This window comes from Xanthomonas bonasiae, from assembly GCF_017163705.1.
GTDB lineage: Bacteria > Pseudomonadota > Gammaproteobacteria > Xanthomonadales > Xanthomonadaceae > Xanthomonas_A > Xanthomonas_A bonasiae.
Genome location: NZ_JAFIWB010000007.1, coordinates 1 through 18,569, shown reverse-complemented (window position 1 = coordinate 18,569; position 18,569 = coordinate 1). Strand labels below are relative to the sequence as shown.

Sequence of the window (18,569 nt, the reverse complement as noted above, 5' to 3'; positions counted from 1 at the left end):
CGATGCCCGGCGCGCGGGCCCGTGCTCAGTCCGCCTCGAACTCCAGCAGCGCCACGCCATCGCCGACCAGTTCGCCTTCGCGCACGCGGTAGCCGTGCACCACGCCATCGGCAGGAGCCTGCAGGGTGTGCTCCATCTTCATCGCCTCCAGCACCAGCAGCGGCGTGCCGCGGGCCACGCGGGTGCCGGGCGCGACCAGCAGCGCGACGACGCGGCCGGGCATCGGCGCGGTCAGCCCGCCGGCATCGGCGATCGGCTGGTCGGCCTCGGCGACCGGGTCGTGCAGGTCGAACAGGTGCGCCTGGCCAGCGACGAACAGATGCAGGCGGCTACCGGCGAACACCGCGTCGGCGCGCACGCGCTGCCCGTCGAGCTGCGCCTGCAGGCGTTGCTCCTGCAGGCTGCCGGCGGCGAGGAGCACGGCATCGGTGGCGCTGTCGTGGATGCGCCAACCGGCGTCGGTCGCCGCCGCGCGCAGCGTGCGGCGCGTCTCGCCCTGCTGCAGGATCAGGTTGCGTGGCGCGGGTTCGCCCAGGCGCCAGCCGTCGCGCAGATCCCAGGGCGAATGCGGGTCGCCCGGCTGCGCGGCGTCGGCGCGTGCGTACAGCAGCCAGGCCAGCGCGGCCAGGGTCCAGGTCGGCTCGGCGGTGGCCGGCGCGGTGTCGAACAGTGCCGCATGCTCGCGCTCGATCAGTGCGGTATCGAGATCGGCCTGTGCGAACGCCGCGGTGCCGATCAGGCGCTGCAGGAACGCGGCATTGGTGGCCACGCCGACCACCTGGCACGCCGCCAGCGCCGCCTGCATGCGCCGCAGCGCGCGTTCGCGGGTCTCGTCCCAGACGATCAGCTTGGCGATCATCGGATCGTAGTGCGGGCCGATGACGTCGCCCTGTTCGACGCCGGCATCGACGCGGGTGTGCGCGTCCGTCGCCGGCAGCCGCAGATGCTGCAGCGTGCCGGTCGAGGGCAGGAAGCCGCGCGCCGGATCCTCGGCATACAGCCGCGCCTCCAGCGCATGGCCGCGGATCGCCAGTTCGTGCTGGCGCCTGGGCAGCGGCTGGCCGGCGGCCACGCGCAGCTGCCACTCCACCAGGTCGGTGCCGGTGATGCACTCGGTGACCGGATGTTCCACCTGCAGCCGCGTGTTCATTTCCATGAAGTAGAACGCGCCGTCGGGCGCGACGATGAACTCCACCGTGCCGGCGCCGACATAGCCGACCGCGCGCGCGGCCTCCACCGCGGCCTGGCCCATCGCGGCACGGCGTTCGGCGCGCATGTCCGGCGCCGGCGCTTCCTCCAGCACCTTCTGGTGGCGGCGCTGCACCGAGCAATCGCGTTCGAACAGGTAGACCAGTTCGCCATGCGTGTCGCCGAACACCTGGATCTCGATATGCCGTGGGCGCAGCACGTATTTCTCCACCAGGACATGCGCGTTGCCGAACGCGGCCTGGGCTTCGCGCTGGCAGGCGGCCAGGGCGGCAACGAACTCCTCGCTGCGGTCGACCCGGCGCATGCCCTTGCCGCCGCCGCCGGCGCTGGCCTTGATCAGCACCGGATAGCCGATGGCGTCGGCCTGTTCGCGCAGGAACTCCGGCTCCTGGCGTTCGCCGTGGTAGCCCGGGGTCAGCGGCACGCCGGCGGCGTGCATCAGCGCCTTGGCCGCGCTCTTGTCGCCCATGGCGCGGATCGCCGCCGGCGGCGGCCCGATGAACACGATGCCGCGTGCGGCGCAGGCCTCGGCGAAGTCGGCGTTCTCCGAGAGGAAGCCGTAGCCGGGGTGGATCGCCTGGGCGCCGCTGGCCAGGGCGGCGTCTAGGATGCGTTCGCCGCGCAGGTAGCTGTCGCGTGCAGGTGCGGGGCCGATGTGGATCGCTTCGTCGGCCAGGCGCACGTGGCGGGCGTCGCGGTCGGCATCGGAGTAGATGGCGACGCTGGCGATACCGAGTGTGCGGCAGGTGGCGATCACGCGGCAGGCGATCTCGCCGCGGTTGGCGATCAGGATCTTGTCGAACATCGGCAGGTCGGGCGTGGCCATGGTCAGTTGCCTGGAAAAGGGGTGTCGTGTCTTGCAGTTGCAGTTGCAGTTGCAGTTGCAGTTGCAGTTGCAGTTGCTGTGGCGGTTGCCGTTGCCATTGCTTTTGACTTACCGGGTTCCCTTCCGAAGCGGCGGCCATGCCGGGGAAAAACCCCGAAGGGGCGGCGCACAAGGATGTGCGCCGTTCGCGGCAGGGGCAGGATGCCCCTTCCGCGAATCCCCGGTATGGACGCGGACCCGGAGCGCGCAGCGCGGAGGGCGCTCGGCAGGGCGCGCTTTCTTTTGGTTACTTTTCTTTGCGCGAGCAAAGAAAAGTGACTCGCCGCAAGGCGAAAGCTTTTTGCCTTTGCGGTTGCCGTTATCTTGGCTCTGGCATTGGTGTTTTGAAGCTTTGAAGCTTTGAAGCAAGAGCAAGAGCTTCCGCTGGCGCGGGTCACTTTTCTTTGCTTGTGCAAAGAAAAGTAACCAAAAGAAAGCACACCCCGCAGCGCGCCCTCCGCGCTGCGCGCTCCGGGTCCGCAGCCCCAACGGGCATTTTTCGATGGCACATCCATGTGCCAACGAAAAACGTCGCGCATCCTGCGCGCCGCCCTTCGGGTATTCGCCCGCTGGGTCTGCCGCGCTGAGGGGACCCCGTAGATCAAAAGCAAAGCAAAGGCGACAGCAACAGCAGAAGCAACGGCAGAGGCAGAGGCAGAGGCAACAGCAATAGCGGAGCTGTCGGCCATGGTCGGTGGGACTACCGCCGACCGCGATGCGTGCAAAGCAGGGCGGTCGCGCCCGCTCACATCCGGAACACCCCGAACCGGGTCGGTTCCGCCGGCGCATTCAACGCCGCCGACAGTCCCAGCCCCAGCACCCGCCGCGTCTGCGCCGGATCGATGATCCCGTCGTCCCACAACCGCGCACTCGCGTAGTACGGATGGCCCTGGCGTTCGAACTGCTCGCGGATCGGCGTCTTGAACGCCGTCTCGTCCTCCACCGACCAGGCGCCGCCCTTGGCCTCGATGCCGTCGCGGCGCACCGTCGCCAGCACGCTCGCCGCCTGTTCGCCGCCCATCACCCCGATCCGCGCGTTCGGCCACATCCACAGGAAATTCGGCGAATACGCGCGGCCGCACATGCCGTAGTTGCCGGCGCCGAACGAACCGCCGATCACCACCGTGAACTTGGGCACCTTTGCGCAGGCCACCGCCATCACCAGCTTGGCCCCGTCCTTGGCGATGCCGCCGTGTTCGTACTTGCGCCCGACCATGAAGCCGGTGATGTTCTGCAGGAACACCAGCGGGATGCCGCGCTGCGCGCACAGTTCGATGAAGTGCGCGCCTTTCAATGCCGACTCGGAGAACAGGATGCCGTTGTTGGCGACGATGCCGACCGGATAGCCGTGCAGGTGCGCGAAGCCGGTGACCAGGGTGGTGCCGTAGCGCGCCTTGAACTCGTCCAGGCGCGAACCGTCGACCACCCGCGCGATCACCTCGCGCACGTCGAACGGCTTGCGCGGGTCGGCCGGGATCACCCCGTACAGTTCCTCGGCCGGATACAGCGGCGGCTCCGGCGCGCGCAACGCCAGCGCCGGCTCGGGCTTGCGCCAGTTGAGCTGGGCCACGATCGCGCGCACCCGCGCCAGCGCCTGCAGGTCGTTGTCGGCGAAATGGTCGGCCACACCGGAGATGCGCGTGTGCACGTCGGCGCCGCCCAGATCCTCGGCGCTGACCTCCTCGCCGGTGGCCGCCTTCACCAGCGGCGGGCCGCCGAGGAAGATGGTGCCCTGCTCGCGCACGATCACCGTCTCGTCGCTCATCGCCGGCACGTAGGCGCCGCCGGCGGTGCACGAGCCCATCACGCAGGCGATCTGGGCGATGCCCTGCGCCGACAGGTTGGCCTGGTTGTAGAAGATCCGGCCGAAATGGTCGCGGTCGGGGAACACCTCGTCCTGCAGCGGCAGGAACGCGCCGCCGGAATCGACCAGGTAGATGCACGGCAGCCGGTTCTGCTGCGCGATCTCCTGCGCGCGCAGATGCTTCTTCACCGTCATCGGGTAGTAGGTGCCGCCCTTGACCGTGGCGTCGTTGGCGACGATCACGCATTCCACCCCGGATACGCGGCCGATGCCGGCGACCACGCCAGCGCACGGGACCTCGTCGGCGTACAGGCCCAACGCGGCCAGCGGGGCGATTTCCAGGAACGCGCTGCCCGGGTCGAGCAGCGCGTCGATGCGCTCGCGCGCCAGCAGCTTGCCGCGCGCCTGGTGCTTGGCGCGCGCCGCGTCGCTGCCACCCTGGGCGATGCGCGCCTGGGTCTGCTGCAGGTCGTCGACCACCGCGCGCAGCGCCGCGACGTTGGCGGCGAAGGCGTCGCTGCCGGGTTGCAACTGGGTCTGGATCACGCTCATGGCAGGGCCATCGAAAAAGAGGAAAAGGGAGTCCGTGCAGGAGCGGCTTCAGCCGCGACGCTTTGCCGGGAACGTGTCGCGGCTGATGGCCCGAGGCCACGTAGAGCCGCCCCTACACGAAGCGCATCGCATCACTTGGTCCGCTCGAACAGTTCGCGGCCGATCAGCATGCGGCGGATTTCCGAGGTGCCGGCGCCGATCTCGTACAGCTTGGCGTCGCGCCACAGGCGCCCGGTCGGGTAGTCGTTGATGTAGCCGTTGCCGCCGAGCACCTGGATCGCCTGGCCGGTGAGCCAGGTCGCCTTCTCGGCCGCGTACAGGATCGCGCCGGCGGCGTCCTGGCGGGTGGTGCGGCCGGCGTCGCAGGCGCGCGCCACCGCGTACACGTAGGCGCGGCAGGCATTGAGGCCCACGTACATGTCGGCCAGCTTGCCCTGCATCAGCTGGAAGCTGCCGATCGCCTCGCCGAACTGGCGGCGCTCGTGCACGTATGGCATCACCACGTCCATCGCTGCGGCCATCAGCCCCAGCGGGCCGCCGGACAGCACCAGCCGCTCGTAGTCCAGGCCCGACATCAGCACGCGCACGCCGCCGCCGACGCTGCCCAGCACGTTCTCCACCGGCACCTCGCAGTCCTGGAACACCAGTTCGCAGGTGTTGGAGCCGCGCATGCCGAGCTTGTCCAGCTTCTGCGCGGTGCTGAAGCCGGGCATGCCCTTCTCGACCAGGAACGCAGTGATGCCGCGCGCGCCGCCGGCCGGGTCGGTCTTGGCGTAGACCACCAGCACGTCGGCATCGGGGCCGTTGGTGATCCACATCTTGTTGCCGTTGAGCACGTAGCGGTCGCCGCGCAGCTCGGCGCGCAGCTTCATCGAGACCACGTCCGAACCGGCGCCCGGTTCGCTCATCGCCAGCGCGCCGACGTGTTCGCCGCTGCACAGCCGGGGCAGGTAGCGTGCCTTCTGCGTTTCGCTGCCGTTCTTGCGCAGCTGGTTCACGCACAGGTTCGAATGCGCGCCGTAGGACAGGCCGATCGCGCCGGAGGCGCGCGAGATCTCCTCCATCGCCACCACGTGCGCCAGGTAGCCCATCGCGCTGCCGCCGTACTCTTCCTCCACGGTCAACCCGAGCAGGCCCTGCTCGCCGAGCTTGCGCCACAGCGGCGCCGGGAACGCGTTGTCGCGGTCGGCCTGCTCGGCCAGCGGCGCGATCTCGCGCGCGGCGAAGGCGGCCACCGTGTCGCGCAGCAGGTCGATGTCCTCGCCCAGTTCGAAATTCAACGACGGCATCAGCATGGCGGGCGGCTCCGGAAGCAGGCGTGCGGCGAATGGGGCGCCTAGAATCCAGGCGGCGCCGGGGAATGGACGCCAGCGTAGCCGGGAACGGCGAAGAAGTGAACAATAATTCATTAATTGAACCTAGAATCACCCCATGGCCTACAAACGCTCCGCCCTGATGGAAGAACGCCTCGCCGGCAACCGCCAGCGGATCCTGCTGGCGGCGCGGCGGCTGGTTGCCGCCGGCGGCTTCCGCGGCGCGCCGGTCACCGCGGTGGCGGCCGAGGCCGGGGTGTCCACCGGGCTGATCTACCGCCACTTCCCGTCCAAGGCCGAGCTGTTCGTGGAAGTGCTGACCGCGGCGGTGGACCACGAACTGGCGATCCTGCACGGCATCGCCGCCGAACCGGCGCCGGCGACGCAGCGCCTGCGCGCGGCGATCGCCTCGTTCGTGCGCCGCGCGCTGGCCGGACCGGGACTGGCCTACGCCTTCATCGCCGAGCCGGTCGAGCCGGAGGTGGATGCCGAGCGCATCCGCTGCCGGCGCCTGTTCGGCGACCTGTTCAAGGGCATCCTCGCCGAGGGCGTGGCCGCGGGCGAATTCCCGGCGCAGGACCTGGATGCGGCCGCGGCCTGCCTGGTCGGCGCCTACACCGAAGCCCTGGTCGGGCCGACCGCGCCCAGCCGCGACGGCCCGCGCGACAGCGAGCGTCTGGTCGAGGCGGTGTGCGGGTTCTGTCTGCGCGCGGTCGGCAGCGCGCAGGCGCAATAGGCGCGTCTTACCGGCCACGCCGTTTCCGACATCTGCGCAGTGCGGTTCCGGCGGCGAATCGACAGCGCGAGAGGGCAGGGGGTGGCGCAGTGCTCCGGCCGCCATGTCGTGCGAGCGACGATGCGCCAGGGCAGCCTTCATGCCGAAGCCGTGCCCCGGCGCGCGGCAAAACTGCTGCGATGCAGCACGCATCGTCTGCGATTCGCTGTGTCGCCGGACTGCCGTGCGCGGCAAACGCTGGCTATACTCGGCCGCGTAGCGGTGGTCCGGTCACCACGTGCCAAAGGGGTGTGATGTGCGGAATTACGACCTCGAATTTCTCAAGCGGTTCTCGATGGTGATCGGCCTGTTGGTCGTCATCACCCTCGGGCTGATCGCGTTCGCGGCCTATTTGCAGCGGGCGATCCCGCCGGAGGTGTCGCCGGTGGCGCTCAAGCGCACCGAGGAACGCATCGCCCCGGCGGGCGCGGTGTATGCCGGCAGCACCGGCGCTGCGGCGCAGGCCGCCGCGCAGGCGGCGGCGCTGGCCAAGGCGTCGGCGCAGGTCGCCTACGGCGGCACCACCGACGGCAAGGTGATCTTCGACAACCTGTGCACCGCCTGCCACACCACCGGCGTCGGCAAGGCGCCGACCCTGGACCATTCGCACTGGGATGCGCGCATCGCGCAGGGCAAGGACACGCTGTACAAGCACGCGATCGAGGGCTACACCGGCCCCGATGGCGGGATCATGCCGCCCAAGGGCGGCAACCCGGCGCTCAGCGAAGCGCAGATCCACGCCACGGTCGATTGGATGCTGTCCAACCTGAAGTAACCTGCGCTTCCTGCGGGTTTTTCCAGCGCCGCCTCCGGGCGGCGCGTTCGTATTCGATGCCGGCCCCATGCCGGCGAGCTAAGGAGAGTGATCGCATGCGCCTGTTGCCCCCGCTGTTGTCGTTGCTGCTGGTTGCCGGCGCACCCGCCGCGCATGCGTTGACGCCGCCGCAGATGGTGCCGATCGGGCAGCTGCGGCCGGCCGACAGCGCGCAGGGCGTGGTGTTCGAAGGCGTGGTCACCGCGCGCGTGCAGGCCGGCGGCGACGGCTATCTGGTGCAGGACGCCGGCGATGGCGATCCGCTCACCGCCGACGCGCTGCTGGTGCAAGGCGATGCCGACGCCTCACTGGTGCCGGGCGACCGGGTGCGGGTCTGGGGCGAACTGGCGCCGCGGCGCGCGGCGAGCCTGGCGTCCGCCGGCACGCCGTTCGCCGGGCGCAGCGTACGCGCCGCCGGGCACACCGTGCTGGCGCGCGCGCAGCCGCTGCCGCTGCAGGTGCTCGACGCCGTACCGGCCGACTGGTCGGCGCTGGCCGGCATGCGCGTGCGCATCGATGCGCCGCTGACCGTGGTCGACACCGATGCGCTGGCCAAGGCCGGCGAACTCGGCGTCGCCTTCGGCGGACGCCTGTGGCAACCCTCCGAAATCGCCGCGCCGGGCAGCGCCGAGCTGGCCGCGACGAACGCCGACAATGCGCGGCGCCTGCTGCTGCTGGGCGAAGCCGGCACGCATGCGCCCGACAGCCTGCCCGCCTACCTGGGCAGCGGCGAAGCCGCCGCGGCGCCGCGCGCCGGCACCACGCTGCAGGGCGTGGAAGGCATCGTCGGCGGCGTGGTCGAGGGCGCGGCGCGGCTGTATCCGACCGCGCCGTTGCAGCTGGCCCCGCCGCCGGCACCGGCGCCGCCGCAGGTCGCCGGCACGCTGCGCGTGGCCGCGTTCAACCTGGAGAACTTCTTCAACGGCGACGGCCGCGGCGGCGGTTTCCCGACCCTGCGCGGGGCGCGCAACGCGGCCGAATTCCAGGCGCAGCTGGCCAAACTGGTCGCCACCATCCGTCCGCTGCAGGCCGACGTCGCCGCGCTGATGGAGCTGGAAAACGACGGCTACGGGCCGACCTCGGCGATCGCCACGTTGGTCGCCGCGCTCAATGCCGGCGATGGCGGCGACTGGCGCTTCGTCGATGCCGGGCGCGGCCCGGGCGACAACCCGATCCGGGTCGGCCTGATCTACCGCGCCTCGCGGGTCAGCCCGGTCGGCAAGCCGGCGGTGCTGGAAGGCGGCCCGTTCGCCGCGCACAGCCGGGTGCCGCTGGCGCAGGCGTTCCGGCGCGGCACCGGGCAGCCGTTCGTGGTCGTCGCCAACCACTTCAAGTCCAAGGGCTGCGGCGACGCGGCCGGCGACGATGCCGACCGCGGCGACGGCCAGGGCTGCTGGAACGCCACCCGCACCGACTCGGCGCGGCGCCTGGATGCCTGGCTGCGCAGCGACCCGACCGGCAGCGGCAGCACCGTCAGCGTGCTGCTCGGCGACTTCAACGCCTATGCGATGGAAGACCCGCTGCGCCTGCTGCGCGACGCCGGCTGGCGCGATGCGCTGGCGCAGGCGCACGTCGAACAGCCCTACAGCTTCATCTACAGGGGCCTGAGCGGCCGCCTGGACCACGCCCTGCTGAGTCCGGCGCTGGCACCGCTGCTGCGCGGTGCCGCCGAATGGCACATCAATGCCGACTCGCCGGACGCCGACGGCTATCGCGAGCGCAACCTGCCGGGTCCCTGGCGCAGCTCGGATCACGATCCGCTACTGCTGGGCTTTGAGCTTTGAGAGCCGGGATGACCAGCCGTTCGGCTGTGGAAAAGCGGGGATTCGGGATTGGGGATTGGTTGAAGCGCGGGGTCGCGGTCGGTCGGTTTTGAGGTCTGCGTTTCGGAAAAGAGCGTGGAATGACCAGCTGTTCGGCAGTTGAACAGTCGGGATTGGAATTGGGATTGGGATGGGGCGGGCCGCAGGCCGCGAATCCCGCTTTTGCCAATCCCGAATCCCGAATCTCCAATCCCTGCTACTAACAGTGCCTGCTGCGCCGCCAGTTCCACACGTGCGCGCTCGCCAGCAGCAGGCTGCCGGCCACGGTGACCGGGGTTTCGGCCTGCGCGCTGGGGAATCCGATCGCGCCGGCCAACAGGCCGCACAGGCCCAGCACGGCCATCGTCCACAGCGGCCACGGCAGCGGGCGCTGCCGCTGTGCGCGCCACAGCGCCAGCCCGGCCAGCGGCAGCGCGATCGCCACGAACAGCCCATGCACCCATTCGGCCTGCGCCCACACGCCGAACAGCGGCAGGGCCGCGGCCAGCAGCGGCAGCGCCAGGCAATGCAGCAGGCACAGCCCGGACAGGAGCACGGCTGAGGCATCGAAGAACGGCTGGGGCAGGGATTTCATGGGCGGCGATTCCGGCATTGAAGTGTTATATAGTAACATTTCTCCCGCCACGTCCAAGCCGCCATGCCAACGTCCGCCGTGCTCGACCGCCGCCTCCCCGTCACCGTCCTGTCCGGCTTCCTCGGCGCCGGCAAGACCACCTTGCTCAACCGCGTGCTGCGCAACCGCGACGGCCGCCGCGTGGCGGTGATCGTCAACGACATGAGCGAGATCAACATCGATGCGGCGCTGATCCGCGACGGCGGCGCCGCGCTCAGCCGCACCGAAGAGACCCTGGTCGAGTTCAGCAACGGCTGCATCTGCTGCACGCTGCGCGAGGACCTGCGCCAGGAGGTGCAGCGCCTGGCCGACAGCGGGCGCTACGACTACCTGCTGATCGAATCCACCGGCATCTCCGAGCCGATGCCGGTCGCCGCCACGTTCGCGGTGCGCGACGAACACGGCCGCAGCCTGGCCGACGTGGCGCGGCTGGACACCATGCTCACCGTGGTCGACGGAGTGAGCTTCCTGCGCGATTTCGGCTCGGCCGAACGGCTGGCCGAGCGCGGCCTGCAGGCCGGCGCCGACGACGATCGCGGCCTGGTCAACCTGCTGGTGGAGCAGATCGAATTCGCCGACGTGATCGTGATCGGCAAATGCGACCTGGCCACCGCGGACACGGTGGCGCGTACCCGCGCGGTGCTGCGCGCGCTCAATCGCAACGCGCGCATCGTCGAAGCCAGCCACGGCGACGTGCCATTGGACCTGGTGCTGGACACCGGCCGTTTCGACTTCGTGCGCGCGCAGCTGGCGCCGGGCTGGATGCAGGCGCTGCGCGGCGACCATGTGCCGGAGACCGAGCAGTTCGGCATCGGCAGCTTCGTCTACTGCGCACAGCGTCCGTTCCATCCCTTGCGTTTCGCGCGGCTGGCGCAGCGCGGCCTGCGCGACGTGGTCCGCAGCAAGGGCTTCTTCTGGCTGGCCAGCCGCATGGACTGGGTCGGCGAGCTGTCCATTGCCGGCGCGGCCACCCAGACCCAGGCCGCCGGCTTCTGGTACGCCGCGCGCGAACGCGTCGAACAGGGCTTGCTGGATGCGCCGCTGCCATTGCCGCCGCAGCCGTTGCCCTACACCGAGCTGGGCTGGCAGCGGCAGCACAGCGCGTGCTGGAGCGCGCCGCCGCCGCGTGCCGAGGAAGTGGGCGATGCGCGCGAATACGCGGCGCTGCGCGCGCTGTGGCACCCGCTGTGGGGCGACCGCCGCCAGGAGCTGGCGGTGATCGGCGTCGATCTGGACGAGGCGCGGGTGCGCGCCGAACTCGACGCCTGCCTGCTCGACGACGCGGAACTGCGGCGCGGGCCGCTGGCCTGGCAGGCGCTGGCCGATCCGTTCCCGCTGTGGCGGCGCTGAGTCGTTGGCGATGACATCGATGTTTCGGGCCTGGCGTGGGGGAAGCCTTCGCCCGGACACCGACCCAGGGCGGATGGGTCCGCGCTGCGCTCGTCGCGGCTGAAGCCGCTCCTACAGCAGCCATCAGCACCCGGCTCCTGTAGGAGCGGCTTCAGCCGCGACAGAAACCCACGCCGCCCACGGCCCCACTAACCGCGCGCACCCACAGCGATCAGCACGATCGCCAGCAACGCCAGCCCCAGTCCCGCGCGGTTCCAGGCGCTGGTCTTCTCGCCGAAGGCCAGCACGCCGAGCAGCGCGCCCAGCACGATCACGCCCAGGTTCATCGCCGCGAACACCACCGCCGGGCTGTCCGGCAGCGCCTGGTGCGCGCGCACGTAGAGCGCGATGTTGCCGAAGTTGAGCGCGCCCAGCAGCAGCCCGGCGCCGAGGTTGCGCCAGGCCAGCGGCGCGCTGCCGCGCAGGTGCCGCCACAGCTGCACCCCCAGCAGCAGCACGAAGGCGATCGCGAAGGCGACCAGCAGCGAGGCGGCGAACGGCGTGCCGGCCTGGGCGATGCGCTTGAGCGACACGTCGATCAGGGCGAAGCCGGCCCACACCAGCAGCAGCCACGGCGCGGCGCGCGCGGCGCCGGCCGGTGCCGCTGCGGGCCGGTGCACGATGCCGGCGATGGCCAGCAGGCCCAGCGCCAGCCCGGCCAGCTTGTAGCCGTTGGCGCGCTCGCCGAACAGCGCGAACGCGGCCGCCAGCGACAGCAGCAGCGACAGCCGCTGCGCCGCGTCGGTGCGCACGATGCCGGCCAGCGCCACCGCGCGGCCCAGCACCAGGAACAGCGCTGGCAATAGCACCGACAGGCCGAGCAGCGCCGCCCATGGCGCCTGCGCGCTGCGCAGGGTGGCCAGCGGCGGTTGCAGCACCGCCGCGCACAGCAGCGCCGCCGCCAGATAGTTCCAGGTCACGGCCTGGGCCAGGTCGATACGCCGCCGCGGCGCCAGCTTCAGCAGCGCCGAGACCAGCACGCTGCACATCACACTCAGGAGAACGAACGCCACGCGCAGGGATCCGGTCGGGGGAGAGAACGCTGCGTGCGCGTGGCCGGCATGTGGCCTGCACCCAGCCCCGGTATTATGAGCGCATGACCTCTCCCGCTTTCCCTACCGAATCCGGCGCCTTGACGCTGGACGGCCCCGCCGGCCCGCTCGAGGCCGCGGTCGATCTGCCCGATGCCGCGGTGGCCGCCTTGCCGGTCACCGCGATCGTCTGCCACCCGCTGTCCACCGAGGGCGGCACCATGCACAACAAGGTGGTGACGATGGTCGCGCGCGCGCTGCGCGAACTCGGCGTGCACGTGGTGCGTTTCAACTTCCGCAGTGTCGGCGCCTCCGCCGGCAGTTTCGACCACGGCGACGGCGAGCAGCAGGACCTGGCCGCGGTGGCCGCCTGGGTGCGCGCGCAGCGCCCGCACGATGCGCTGTGGCTGGCCGGCTTCAGCTTCGGCGCCTACGTGTCGCTGCGCGCCAGCGCCGCGCTGCAGCCGCAGGCGCTGGTGTCGATCGCGCCGCCGGCCGGGCGTTGGGATTTCGCCGGTGTGGAACCGCCGCCGCAGTGGCTGGTGATCCAGGGCGACGCCGACGAGATCGTCGATCCGCAGGCCGTGTACGACTGGCTGGAGACGCTGGAGCAGCAGCCCGAGCTGGTGCGCATGCCCGACACCAGCCATTTCTTCCACCGCAAGCTGATCGACCTGCGCGGCGCCTTGCAGCACGGGGTCAAGGCATGGCTGCCGGCGCACCAGGCGTGAGCGCGGTGCGTCGACAGGCGGCCGCATGGCCGCAGGCAGGGCGCTGCGCGGGCGCGCGCCGATGAGCGCCGCCGCCACGCCTTCGCAACGCTACGCCGCCGGCGTGGCACGCGGCGACTGGCGCGACGACCCGGCGCAGCACGCCGCGCTGGCCGAGCTGGACCGCATCCACGCCGCGATCGTGGACAGCGACCAGGACGGCTGGCTGGATCGCCTGGCCGCGTTCTGGAAAAAGCCCGAGCCGGTGCGCGGCCTGTATTTCTGGGGCGGCGTGGGCCGCGGCAAGACCTTCCTGGTCGATCTGTTCTACGACGGCCTGCCGATCGAGCAGAAGTACCGCACCCACTTCCACCGTTTCATGCGCGGCGTGCACGAGCGCCTGCGCGAGCACGCCGGGCAGAGCGATCCGCTGGCCAAGATCGCGCAGGAATGGCGCACGCAATTGCGCGTGCTGGTGCTGGACGAATTCTTCGTCACCGACATCGGCGATGCGATGCTGCTGGCGCGGTTGCTGGAGCGCCTGTTCGCCGAGGGCGTGACCCTGGTCACCACTTCCAACACCGCGCCGCAGAACCTGTACCTCAACGGGCTGCAGCGCGAGAGCTTCCTGCCGGCGATCGCGCTGCTGCAGAAGTACTGCGTGGAGTTGTACGCCGAAGGGACCGAGGACTACCGCATGCGCGCGCTGACCCGCTCGCCGGTGTACCGCGCGCCGCTGGACGCGCAGTCCGACGCGTGGCTGGACGGGCGCTGGGGCGAGCTCAGCGGCAACGAAGCCGCGCGCAGCGGCAACATCGTCATCGAGGCGCGCAAGATCCCGGTGCGCGGCCGCGGCAAGAGCATCGCCTGGTTCGATTTCGCCGCGCTGTGCGAAGGCCCGCGCGGGCCGGCCGACTACATCGAGATCGCGCGCGAGTTCAACACCGTGCTGCTCGGCGGCATCCCGCACTTCGACCGCATGAACGAAGACGCGGCGCGGCGGTTCGTCAACCTGATCGACGAACTGTACGACCGCCAGGTCAACCTGGTCTGCACCGCGCAGGATCCGCCGCCGCAGCTGTACAGCGGCGAGCGCCTGGCCGGCGCCTTCGAGCGCACTGCCTCGCGCCTGATCGAGATGCAGAGCGCCGAGTACCTGGCCACTGCGCACCGCGCCTGAGGGAGCGAGGCGATGGCCTCGGCGAGAGAGCGGCATGCCGTTTTCTCGCCAGGCCTCCTCCTGGAAACCCACGTTACGTTGACTCGGGTCCTCGGCCGCGAAAGTGTGGCGCACACGGAACGCTTGCCGCTTGCGTTCGTCGCGGCTGAAGCCGCTCCTACAGTGCACCCGGTGAGTCTGCCGCGGCTTCTGTAGGAGCGGCTTCAGCCGCGAAGAACGAAGCAATGCGGCCGGCAGATGTCGCATTCCTGCCTGGGCCGACAGCCGCAACGAACCAAACGGCGCATGTCCGACCTGTCTGATTGAAAAAGTGCTTGCAATTAAATAGCGCGCTATGTAAATTGCGCCCATGCCGAAGAAGCGCACCCCTGCCGAGATCCCCAGCCGCGACGCGGCCCTGCAGTTGGATCAGCAACTGTGCTTCGCGCTGTACTCGGCCAACCTGGCGATGCACAAGCTCTATCGCGGTCTGCTGAAGGCGCTGGACCTGACCTATCCGCAGTACCTGGTGATGCTGGTGCTGTGGGAAGAAGACGCGCGCACGGTCGGGGCGATCGGCGAGCGGCTGTTCCTGGATTCGGCCACGCTGACGCCGCTGTTGAAGCGCCTGCAGGCCGGCGGCCTGGTCACGCGCGAACGCTCGGCCGACGATGAACGCCAGGTCGTGGTGCGCCTGACCGCGGCCGGCCGCGCCTTGCGCAACAAGGCCGGTGCGGTGCCCGAGCAGGTGTTCTGCGCGGCGGCGTGCTCGCTGCAGGACCTGCGCCAGCTCAAGCAGCAACTGGAAACCTTGCGCGGCAACCTGGGCGGCGGCTGATGCCGTTGCCACGGAGCCGACACGGGTCCATGACGTTCCGTTAATTAAGTAGTGTGCTATTAAATAGCTGTCAATCAACCGGCGCGACGCGCCTCACCAGGAGCAACCACCATGGCCTCACCCGAAAAGATTCTCTACACCGCCCACGCCACCGCGACCGGCGGCCGCGAAGGCCGCGCCGTGTCTTCCGACAAGGCGCTGGACGTGAAGCTGTCCACCCCGCGCGAGCTGGGCGGCGCCGGCGGCGACGGCACCAATCCGGAGCAGCTGTTCGCGGCCGGCTATTCGGCCTGCTTCATCGGCGCGATGAAGGCGGTGGCGGCGCAGGACAAGCAGAAGCTGCCGGGCGAGGTCAGCATCGAAGGCAGCGTCGGCATCGGCCAGATCCCGGGCGGCTTCGGCATCGCGGTGGAACTGCGCATCGCGGTGCCGGGCATGCCGCGCGAGGAGCTGCAGGCGCTGGTCGACAAGGCGCACCAGGTCTGCCCGTACTCCAACGCGACCCGCGGCAACATCGACGTGAATCTGGTCGTCCTCGACTGATCGATGCGGCTGGTCCGAAGACCCCGTCGCGCGACTGCGCGGCGGGGTTTTTTGCTGTCTGCCATACGGCAGTGGTCGAGCCACCATGCCGTACGCGACGCGACGGCATCGAGAGCAAGGCCAGCAGTTGGTCGGCCGAGAACGAAACGGCTTTCAAGACGACGATCCGCGAACAATTCGAACAGCAGGGCCATCCGTGCCACGCGAGCGCGCGGTTGTGTGGTGACAGCAGCGAGATCCGGTGCAGACGCGGTGGGATGCTGGGACTGGGGCTGTCGGCGGTGTTGAACGAGCCGGAAACTGATCCGATTCGGAGTACTCCGTAACTGAGCGAGCGCGATAGCTCCGCGTTGCATGCGCGGCAGTCACTGGCCGTTCCATCGATCGTGCCTATCAGCTCGGCTGTTGTTTCTGCTTCCGCTTCCGCTTCTGCTGTTGCTTTTGCTTTGCTTTTGATCTACCGGGTCCCCTCAGCGCGGCAGACCCGGCGGGCGAATACCCGAAGGGCGGCGCGCAGGATGCGCGACGTTTTTCGTTGGCACATGGATGTGCCATCGAAAAATGCCCGTCGGGGCTGCGGACCCGGAGCGCGCAGCGCGGAGGGCGCGTTGCGGGGTGTGCTTTCTTTTGGTTACTTTTCTTTGCACAAGCAAAGAAAAGTGACCCGCGCCAGCGGAAGCTCTTGCTTCAAGCTTCAAGCTTCAAGCTTCAAAAGCTTCAAAATCTCAATGCCAGAACCAAGGCAAAGGCAAAGGCTTTCGCCTTGCGGCGAGTCACTTTTCTTTGCTCGCGCAAAGAAAAGTAACCAAAAGAAAGCGCGCCCTGCCTAGCGCCCTCCGCGCTGCGCGCTCCGGGTCCGCGTCCATACCGGGGATTCGCGGAAGGGGCATCCTGCCCCTGCCGCGAACGGCGCACATCCTTGTGCGCCGCCCCTTCGGGGTTTTTCCCCGGCATGGCCGCCGCTTCGGAAGGGAACCCGTTAAGTCAAAAGCAATGGCCACAGCCACAGCACCAGCAACAGCCACAGCCACAGCCACAGCACAGCCACAGCCACAGCCACAGCCACAGCACCAGCACCAGCACCAGCACCAGCAACAGCAACAGCCACAGCACCAGCACAGCCACAGCCACAGCCACAGCCACAGCAACAGCAACGCCTCACGCAATTACGATGACGACACGACCGCACCGACGGCAGCCGGTCGCATGTCATGGCGACAGCGATCGCATCGCCTTCGTCTCGAAACTTGTGTCGCATCCACAGCCGCGGCGGCATTGCTGTGCTGCAGATTGAGGTGGAACTGGGTCAATGTAATAGTGCGAAGACCATCACCTTTGTGTGCGCCATGCTCAGCTCCGCCTACAACGCCGATACCGTTGCCGCCTTCATCCAGGGCGCGCGCCGCCTGCTGGTCCTCACCGGTGCGGGCATGTCCGCCGAAAGCGGCGTGCCGACCTTCCGTGGCCAGGACGACAGCCTGTGGGCGCGCTTCGATCCGCAGCAGCTGGCCACCGAAGAGGCGTGGCGGGCGGACCCGGCGCTGGTCTGGGGCTGGTATCGCTGGCGCATGGCGATCGTCGCCCAGGCGCAGCCGCATGCCGGACACCACGCGCTGGTGCGCCTGGCCGCGCGGAAAAGCACCACCCTGGCGACCCAGAACGTGGACGACCTGCACCAGCGCGCCGGCAGCGAGGTCGCCGCGCATGTGCATGGGCGGCTGTCGGCGTTGCGCTGCGGCGACTGCGGCCAGGCCTGGCACGGCCTGCTGCCGCCGATCGACGTGCAGGCCCCGACACAGCGTCTGACCCCGCCGGCGTGCGCGGCCTGCGGCGGCGCGGTGCGTCCGGGCGTGGTGTGGTTCGGCGAGGCGCTGCCGGCCGCCGACTGGGCGCGCGCCGAGAGCGCCGCCGATGCGGCCGACCTGGTGCTGGTGATCGGCAGCTCCGGCCTGGTCTATCCGGCGGCCGGGCTGCCGCTGCGCGCCAAGGAGCGCGGCGCCTACGTGGTCGAGATCAACCCCGAGCCCAGCGCGCTGTCCGCACGCGCCGACCTGCACTGGCGCGACAGCGCGGCAGTGGCCTTGCCGCTGTTGTTGCAGCGCTGGCCGGCGGGCTGACGCCAGGCGCAGGCGATCCGCGCCCGCAAGCGCTCAGCGCAACCTACGCAGGAACGCGTCCACCGCGTCGGTATAGGCCGAGGGCAGGCCCAGGTCGTGGTTGATCTCGGCGTGGCTGCGGTCCTGCGGCAGCACCTCGACGCGGATCCGCCGCGCCGCCGCCTTGTCGGCCAGGTGCCGGGCCTGCGCGCAGGCATCGGCGCGGCGGCTGGAGCACACCGCCAGCAGCGGCGGCGCGGCGGTGCCCATCTGGTGATACGGCGAGGCGGCGATCCAGTCGCTGCGCTGGCTGCCGAAGGCGCGGTCGTACAGCGGCAGGTGCCGCGCCTGCATCACCTGCTCCACGTCCATCGCGGCGCTGTCCAGCGCCACGGTAGCCAGCGGCGCGTGCGCGCCGGCCTGCGCCAGCAGCGTCGGCGACAGGTCCAGCAGCGCCACCAGGTGCGCGCCGGCCGAGTGCCCCATCAACACCATCCGTGCTCCATCGGCGCCCCAGCCAGCGGCCAGCGCCTGCACCTTGGCCACCGCTAGGGCGACATCGCCGGCCTGCTGCAGCGGCGTGGCCTGCGGCAGCAGGCGATAGTTCACCGACACCAGCGCGTAGCCCTGCGGCAGCCAGTGCGCGACCTTGTTGGCGGCGACCCCGGGATTGTCCTTGTCGCCGTTGGCCCAGCCGCCGCCGTGCACCATCACGATCAGCGGCGCGTTGCGCGCATTGGCGGGCAGGTAGACATCGAAGCGTTGCGCCGGATCGGCGCCGTAGGCGACATCGCGCAGCACGCGCGCTCCCTCGGGCAGCGGCGCGCGCGGCGCGGCGGCCGACTGCGCCAGCCGCGCGCGCAGCCGTTCGCGCAGGCGGCCATCCTGCGCTTGCAGCGTTGCCGCAGATAGCGCGGTCAGCAGCAACGAGACGCCGAGCAGGGTGCGGGCGAGCGAAGTCATTGGCGGAGTCCTTGGAGGGCGGCGGCTGGGCCAACGGCGACAAGGACAATCCCGGGGTCGCCGCCAACAAGG

At 70.0% G+C, this 18,569-nt stretch carries 16 protein-coding genes; 9 read left to right on the top strand and 7 right to left on the bottom strand.

The features are described 5' to 3' along the window. Positions 1 to 25: 25 nt before the first annotated feature. The 3 genes from JR064_RS08980 to JR064_RS08970 form a co-directional block, all read right to left on the bottom strand. Complete coding sequence (locus JR064_RS08980; protein ID WP_206229499.1) at positions 26 to 2,035, bottom strand: acetyl/propionyl/methylcrotonyl-CoA carboxylase subunit alpha; 2,010 nt, start codon at positions 2,033 to 2,035, stop codon at positions 26 to 28. 784 nt (positions 2,036 to 2,819) lie between these two features. Then, the gene (locus JR064_RS08975) at positions 2,820 to 4,430 is read right to left on the bottom strand and encodes a carboxyl transferase domain-containing protein (RefSeq protein WP_206229498.1); all 1,611 of its coding nucleotides are present in this window, start codon (positions 4,428 to 4,430) and stop codon (positions 2,820 to 2,822) included. A 131-nt stretch (positions 4,431 to 4,561) separates the two neighbouring features. Continuing rightward, positions 4,562 to 5,725, bottom strand: coding sequence for an isovaleryl-CoA dehydrogenase (locus JR064_RS08970; protein ID WP_179569772.1), 1,164 nt, complete (start codon positions 5,723 to 5,725; stop codon positions 4,562 to 4,564). A gap of 136 nt (positions 5,726 to 5,861) precedes the next feature. Between JR064_RS08970 and JR064_RS08965 the strand changes: the two genes are divergently transcribed. The 3 genes from JR064_RS08965 (at position 5,862) to JR064_RS08955 (ending at position 9,116) form a co-directional block, all read left to right on the top strand. Beyond that, on the top strand, positions 5,862 to 6,479 hold the full coding sequence (locus JR064_RS08965; RefSeq protein WP_206229497.1) for a TetR/AcrR family transcriptional regulator: 618 nt from the start codon (positions 5,862 to 5,864) through the stop codon (positions 6,477 to 6,479). A 295-nt stretch (positions 6,480 to 6,774) separates the two neighbouring features. Further along, positions 6,775 to 7,293, top strand: a complete 519-nt coding sequence (locus tag JR064_RS08960; protein WP_179569768.1) for a c-type cytochrome — start codon at positions 6,775 to 6,777, stop codon at positions 7,291 to 7,293. A 95-nt stretch (positions 7,294 to 7,388) separates the two neighbouring features. Further along, entirely contained in the window at positions 7,389 to 9,116 is a 1,728-nt protein-coding gene (locus tag JR064_RS08955; RefSeq protein WP_206229496.1) for an ExeM/NucH family extracellular endonuclease, read from the top strand. Positions 9,117 to 9,354: 238 nt separating this feature from the next. On the opposite strand, the gene JR064_RS08950 is transcribed toward JR064_RS08955, so the two are convergent. Then, a complete protein-coding gene (locus JR064_RS08950) occupies positions 9,355 to 9,729 on the bottom strand; it encodes a MerC domain-containing protein (RefSeq protein ID WP_179569764.1) in 375 nt (124 codons plus the stop codon). A 63-nt stretch (positions 9,730 to 9,792) separates the two neighbouring features. On the opposite strand from JR064_RS08950, the gene JR064_RS08945 reads away from it, so the two are divergent. Beyond that, on the top strand, positions 9,793 to 11,118 hold the full coding sequence (locus JR064_RS08945) for a GTP-binding protein (RefSeq protein WP_206229495.1): 1,326 nt from the start codon (positions 9,793 to 9,795) through the stop codon (positions 11,116 to 11,118). Positions 11,119 to 11,306: 188 nt separating this feature from the next. Here the strand turns inward: JR064_RS08945 and JR064_RS08940 are convergent, their stop codons facing one another. Continuing rightward, a complete protein-coding gene (locus JR064_RS08940; RefSeq protein ID WP_191827036.1) occupies positions 11,307 to 12,170 on the bottom strand; it encodes an EamA family transporter in 864 nt (287 codons plus the stop codon). Between the two features lie 83 nt (positions 12,171 to 12,253). Here JR064_RS08940 and JR064_RS08935 point away from each other — a divergent pair, with 83 nt between their 5' ends. From JR064_RS08935 to JR064_RS08920, 4 genes are all read left to right on the top strand, one after another. Continuing rightward, positions 12,254 to 12,919: an alpha/beta hydrolase gene (locus JR064_RS08935; protein ID WP_191827035.1), complete on the top strand. Its 666-nt coding sequence runs from the start codon at positions 12,254 to 12,256 to the stop codon at positions 12,917 to 12,919. A 61-nt stretch (positions 12,920 to 12,980) separates the two neighbouring features. After that, positions 12,981 to 14,078 (top strand): cell division protein ZapE, encoded by a 1,098-nt coding sequence (gene zapE, locus JR064_RS08930; protein ID WP_185823535.1) that lies wholly within the window; start codon positions 12,981 to 12,983, stop codon positions 14,076 to 14,078. Between the two features lie 349 nt (positions 14,079 to 14,427). Next, the gene (locus JR064_RS08925; protein WP_191827034.1) at positions 14,428 to 14,895 is read left to right on the top strand and encodes a MarR family winged helix-turn-helix transcriptional regulator; all 468 of its coding nucleotides are present in this window, start codon (positions 14,428 to 14,430) and stop codon (positions 14,893 to 14,895) included. 111 nt (positions 14,896 to 15,006) lie between these two features. Then, entirely contained in the window at positions 15,007 to 15,438 is a 432-nt protein-coding gene (locus JR064_RS08920) for an organic hydroperoxide resistance protein (protein WP_145703847.1), read from the top strand. A 984-nt stretch (positions 15,439 to 16,422) separates the two neighbouring features. Here JR064_RS08920 and JR064_RS08915 read toward each other — a convergent pair. After that, complete coding sequence (locus JR064_RS08915; protein WP_206229494.1) at positions 16,423 to 16,569, bottom strand: hypothetical protein; 147 nt, start codon at positions 16,567 to 16,569, stop codon at positions 16,423 to 16,425. 215 nt (positions 16,570 to 16,784) lie between these two features. On the opposite strand from JR064_RS08915, the gene JR064_RS08910 reads away from it, so the two are divergent. Next, complete coding sequence (locus JR064_RS08910; protein ID WP_206229493.1) at positions 16,785 to 17,555, top strand: SIR2 family NAD-dependent protein deacylase; 771 nt, start codon at positions 16,785 to 16,787, stop codon at positions 17,553 to 17,555. Positions 17,556 to 17,588: 33 nt separating this feature from the next. Here the strand turns inward: JR064_RS08910 and JR064_RS08905 are convergent, their stop codons facing one another. After that, on the bottom strand, positions 17,589 to 18,497 hold the full coding sequence (locus tag JR064_RS08905) for an alpha/beta hydrolase (protein ID WP_191827026.1): 909 nt from the start codon (positions 18,495 to 18,497) through the stop codon (positions 17,589 to 17,591). Positions 18,498 to 18,569 lie beyond the last annotated feature (72 nt).

Excerpts from the sequence above, each read along its gene's own strand:
- JR064_RS08980 (WP_206229499.1), bottom strand. The coding sequence starts at position 2,035 with ATGGCCACGCCCGACCTGCCGATGTTCGACAAGATCCTGATCGCCAAC.
- JR064_RS08975 (WP_206229498.1), bottom strand. The coding sequence starts at position 4,430 with ATGAGCGTGATCCAGACCCAGTTGCAACCCGGCAGCGACGCCTTCGCC.
- JR064_RS08970 (WP_179569772.1), bottom strand. The coding sequence starts at position 5,725 with ATGCTGATGCCGTCGTTGAATTTCGAACTGGGCGAGGACATCGACCTG.
- JR064_RS08965 (WP_206229497.1), top strand. The coding sequence starts at position 5,862 with ATGGCCTACAAACGCTCCGCCCTGATGGAAGAACGCCTCGCCGGCAAC.
- JR064_RS08955 (WP_206229496.1), top strand. The coding sequence starts at position 7,389 with ATGCGCCTGTTGCCCCCGCTGTTGTCGTTGCTGCTGGTTGCCGGCGCA.
- JR064_RS08950 (WP_179569764.1), bottom strand. The coding sequence starts at position 9,729 with ATGAAATCCCTGCCCCAGCCGTTCTTCGATGCCTCAGCCGTGCTCCTG.
- JR064_RS08945 (WP_206229495.1), top strand. The coding sequence starts at position 9,793 with ATGCCAACGTCCGCCGTGCTCGACCGCCGCCTCCCCGTCACCGTCCTG.
- JR064_RS08935 (WP_191827035.1), top strand. The coding sequence starts at position 12,254 with ATGACCTCTCCCGCTTTCCCTACCGAATCCGGCGCCTTGACGCTGGAC.
- zapE (WP_185823535.1), top strand. The coding sequence starts at position 12,981 with ATGAGCGCCGCCGCCACGCCTTCGCAACGCTACGCCGCCGGCGTGGCA.
- JR064_RS08925 (WP_191827034.1), top strand. The coding sequence starts at position 14,428 with ATGCCGAAGAAGCGCACCCCTGCCGAGATCCCCAGCCGCGACGCGGCC.
- JR064_RS08920 (WP_145703847.1), top strand. The coding sequence starts at position 15,007 with ATGGCCTCACCCGAAAAGATTCTCTACACCGCCCACGCCACCGCGACC.
- JR064_RS08910 (WP_206229493.1), top strand. The coding sequence starts at position 16,785 with ATGCTCAGCTCCGCCTACAACGCCGATACCGTTGCCGCCTTCATCCAG.
- JR064_RS08905 (WP_191827026.1), bottom strand. The coding sequence starts at position 18,497 with ATGACTTCGCTCGCCCGCACCCTGCTCGGCGTCTCGTTGCTGCTGACC.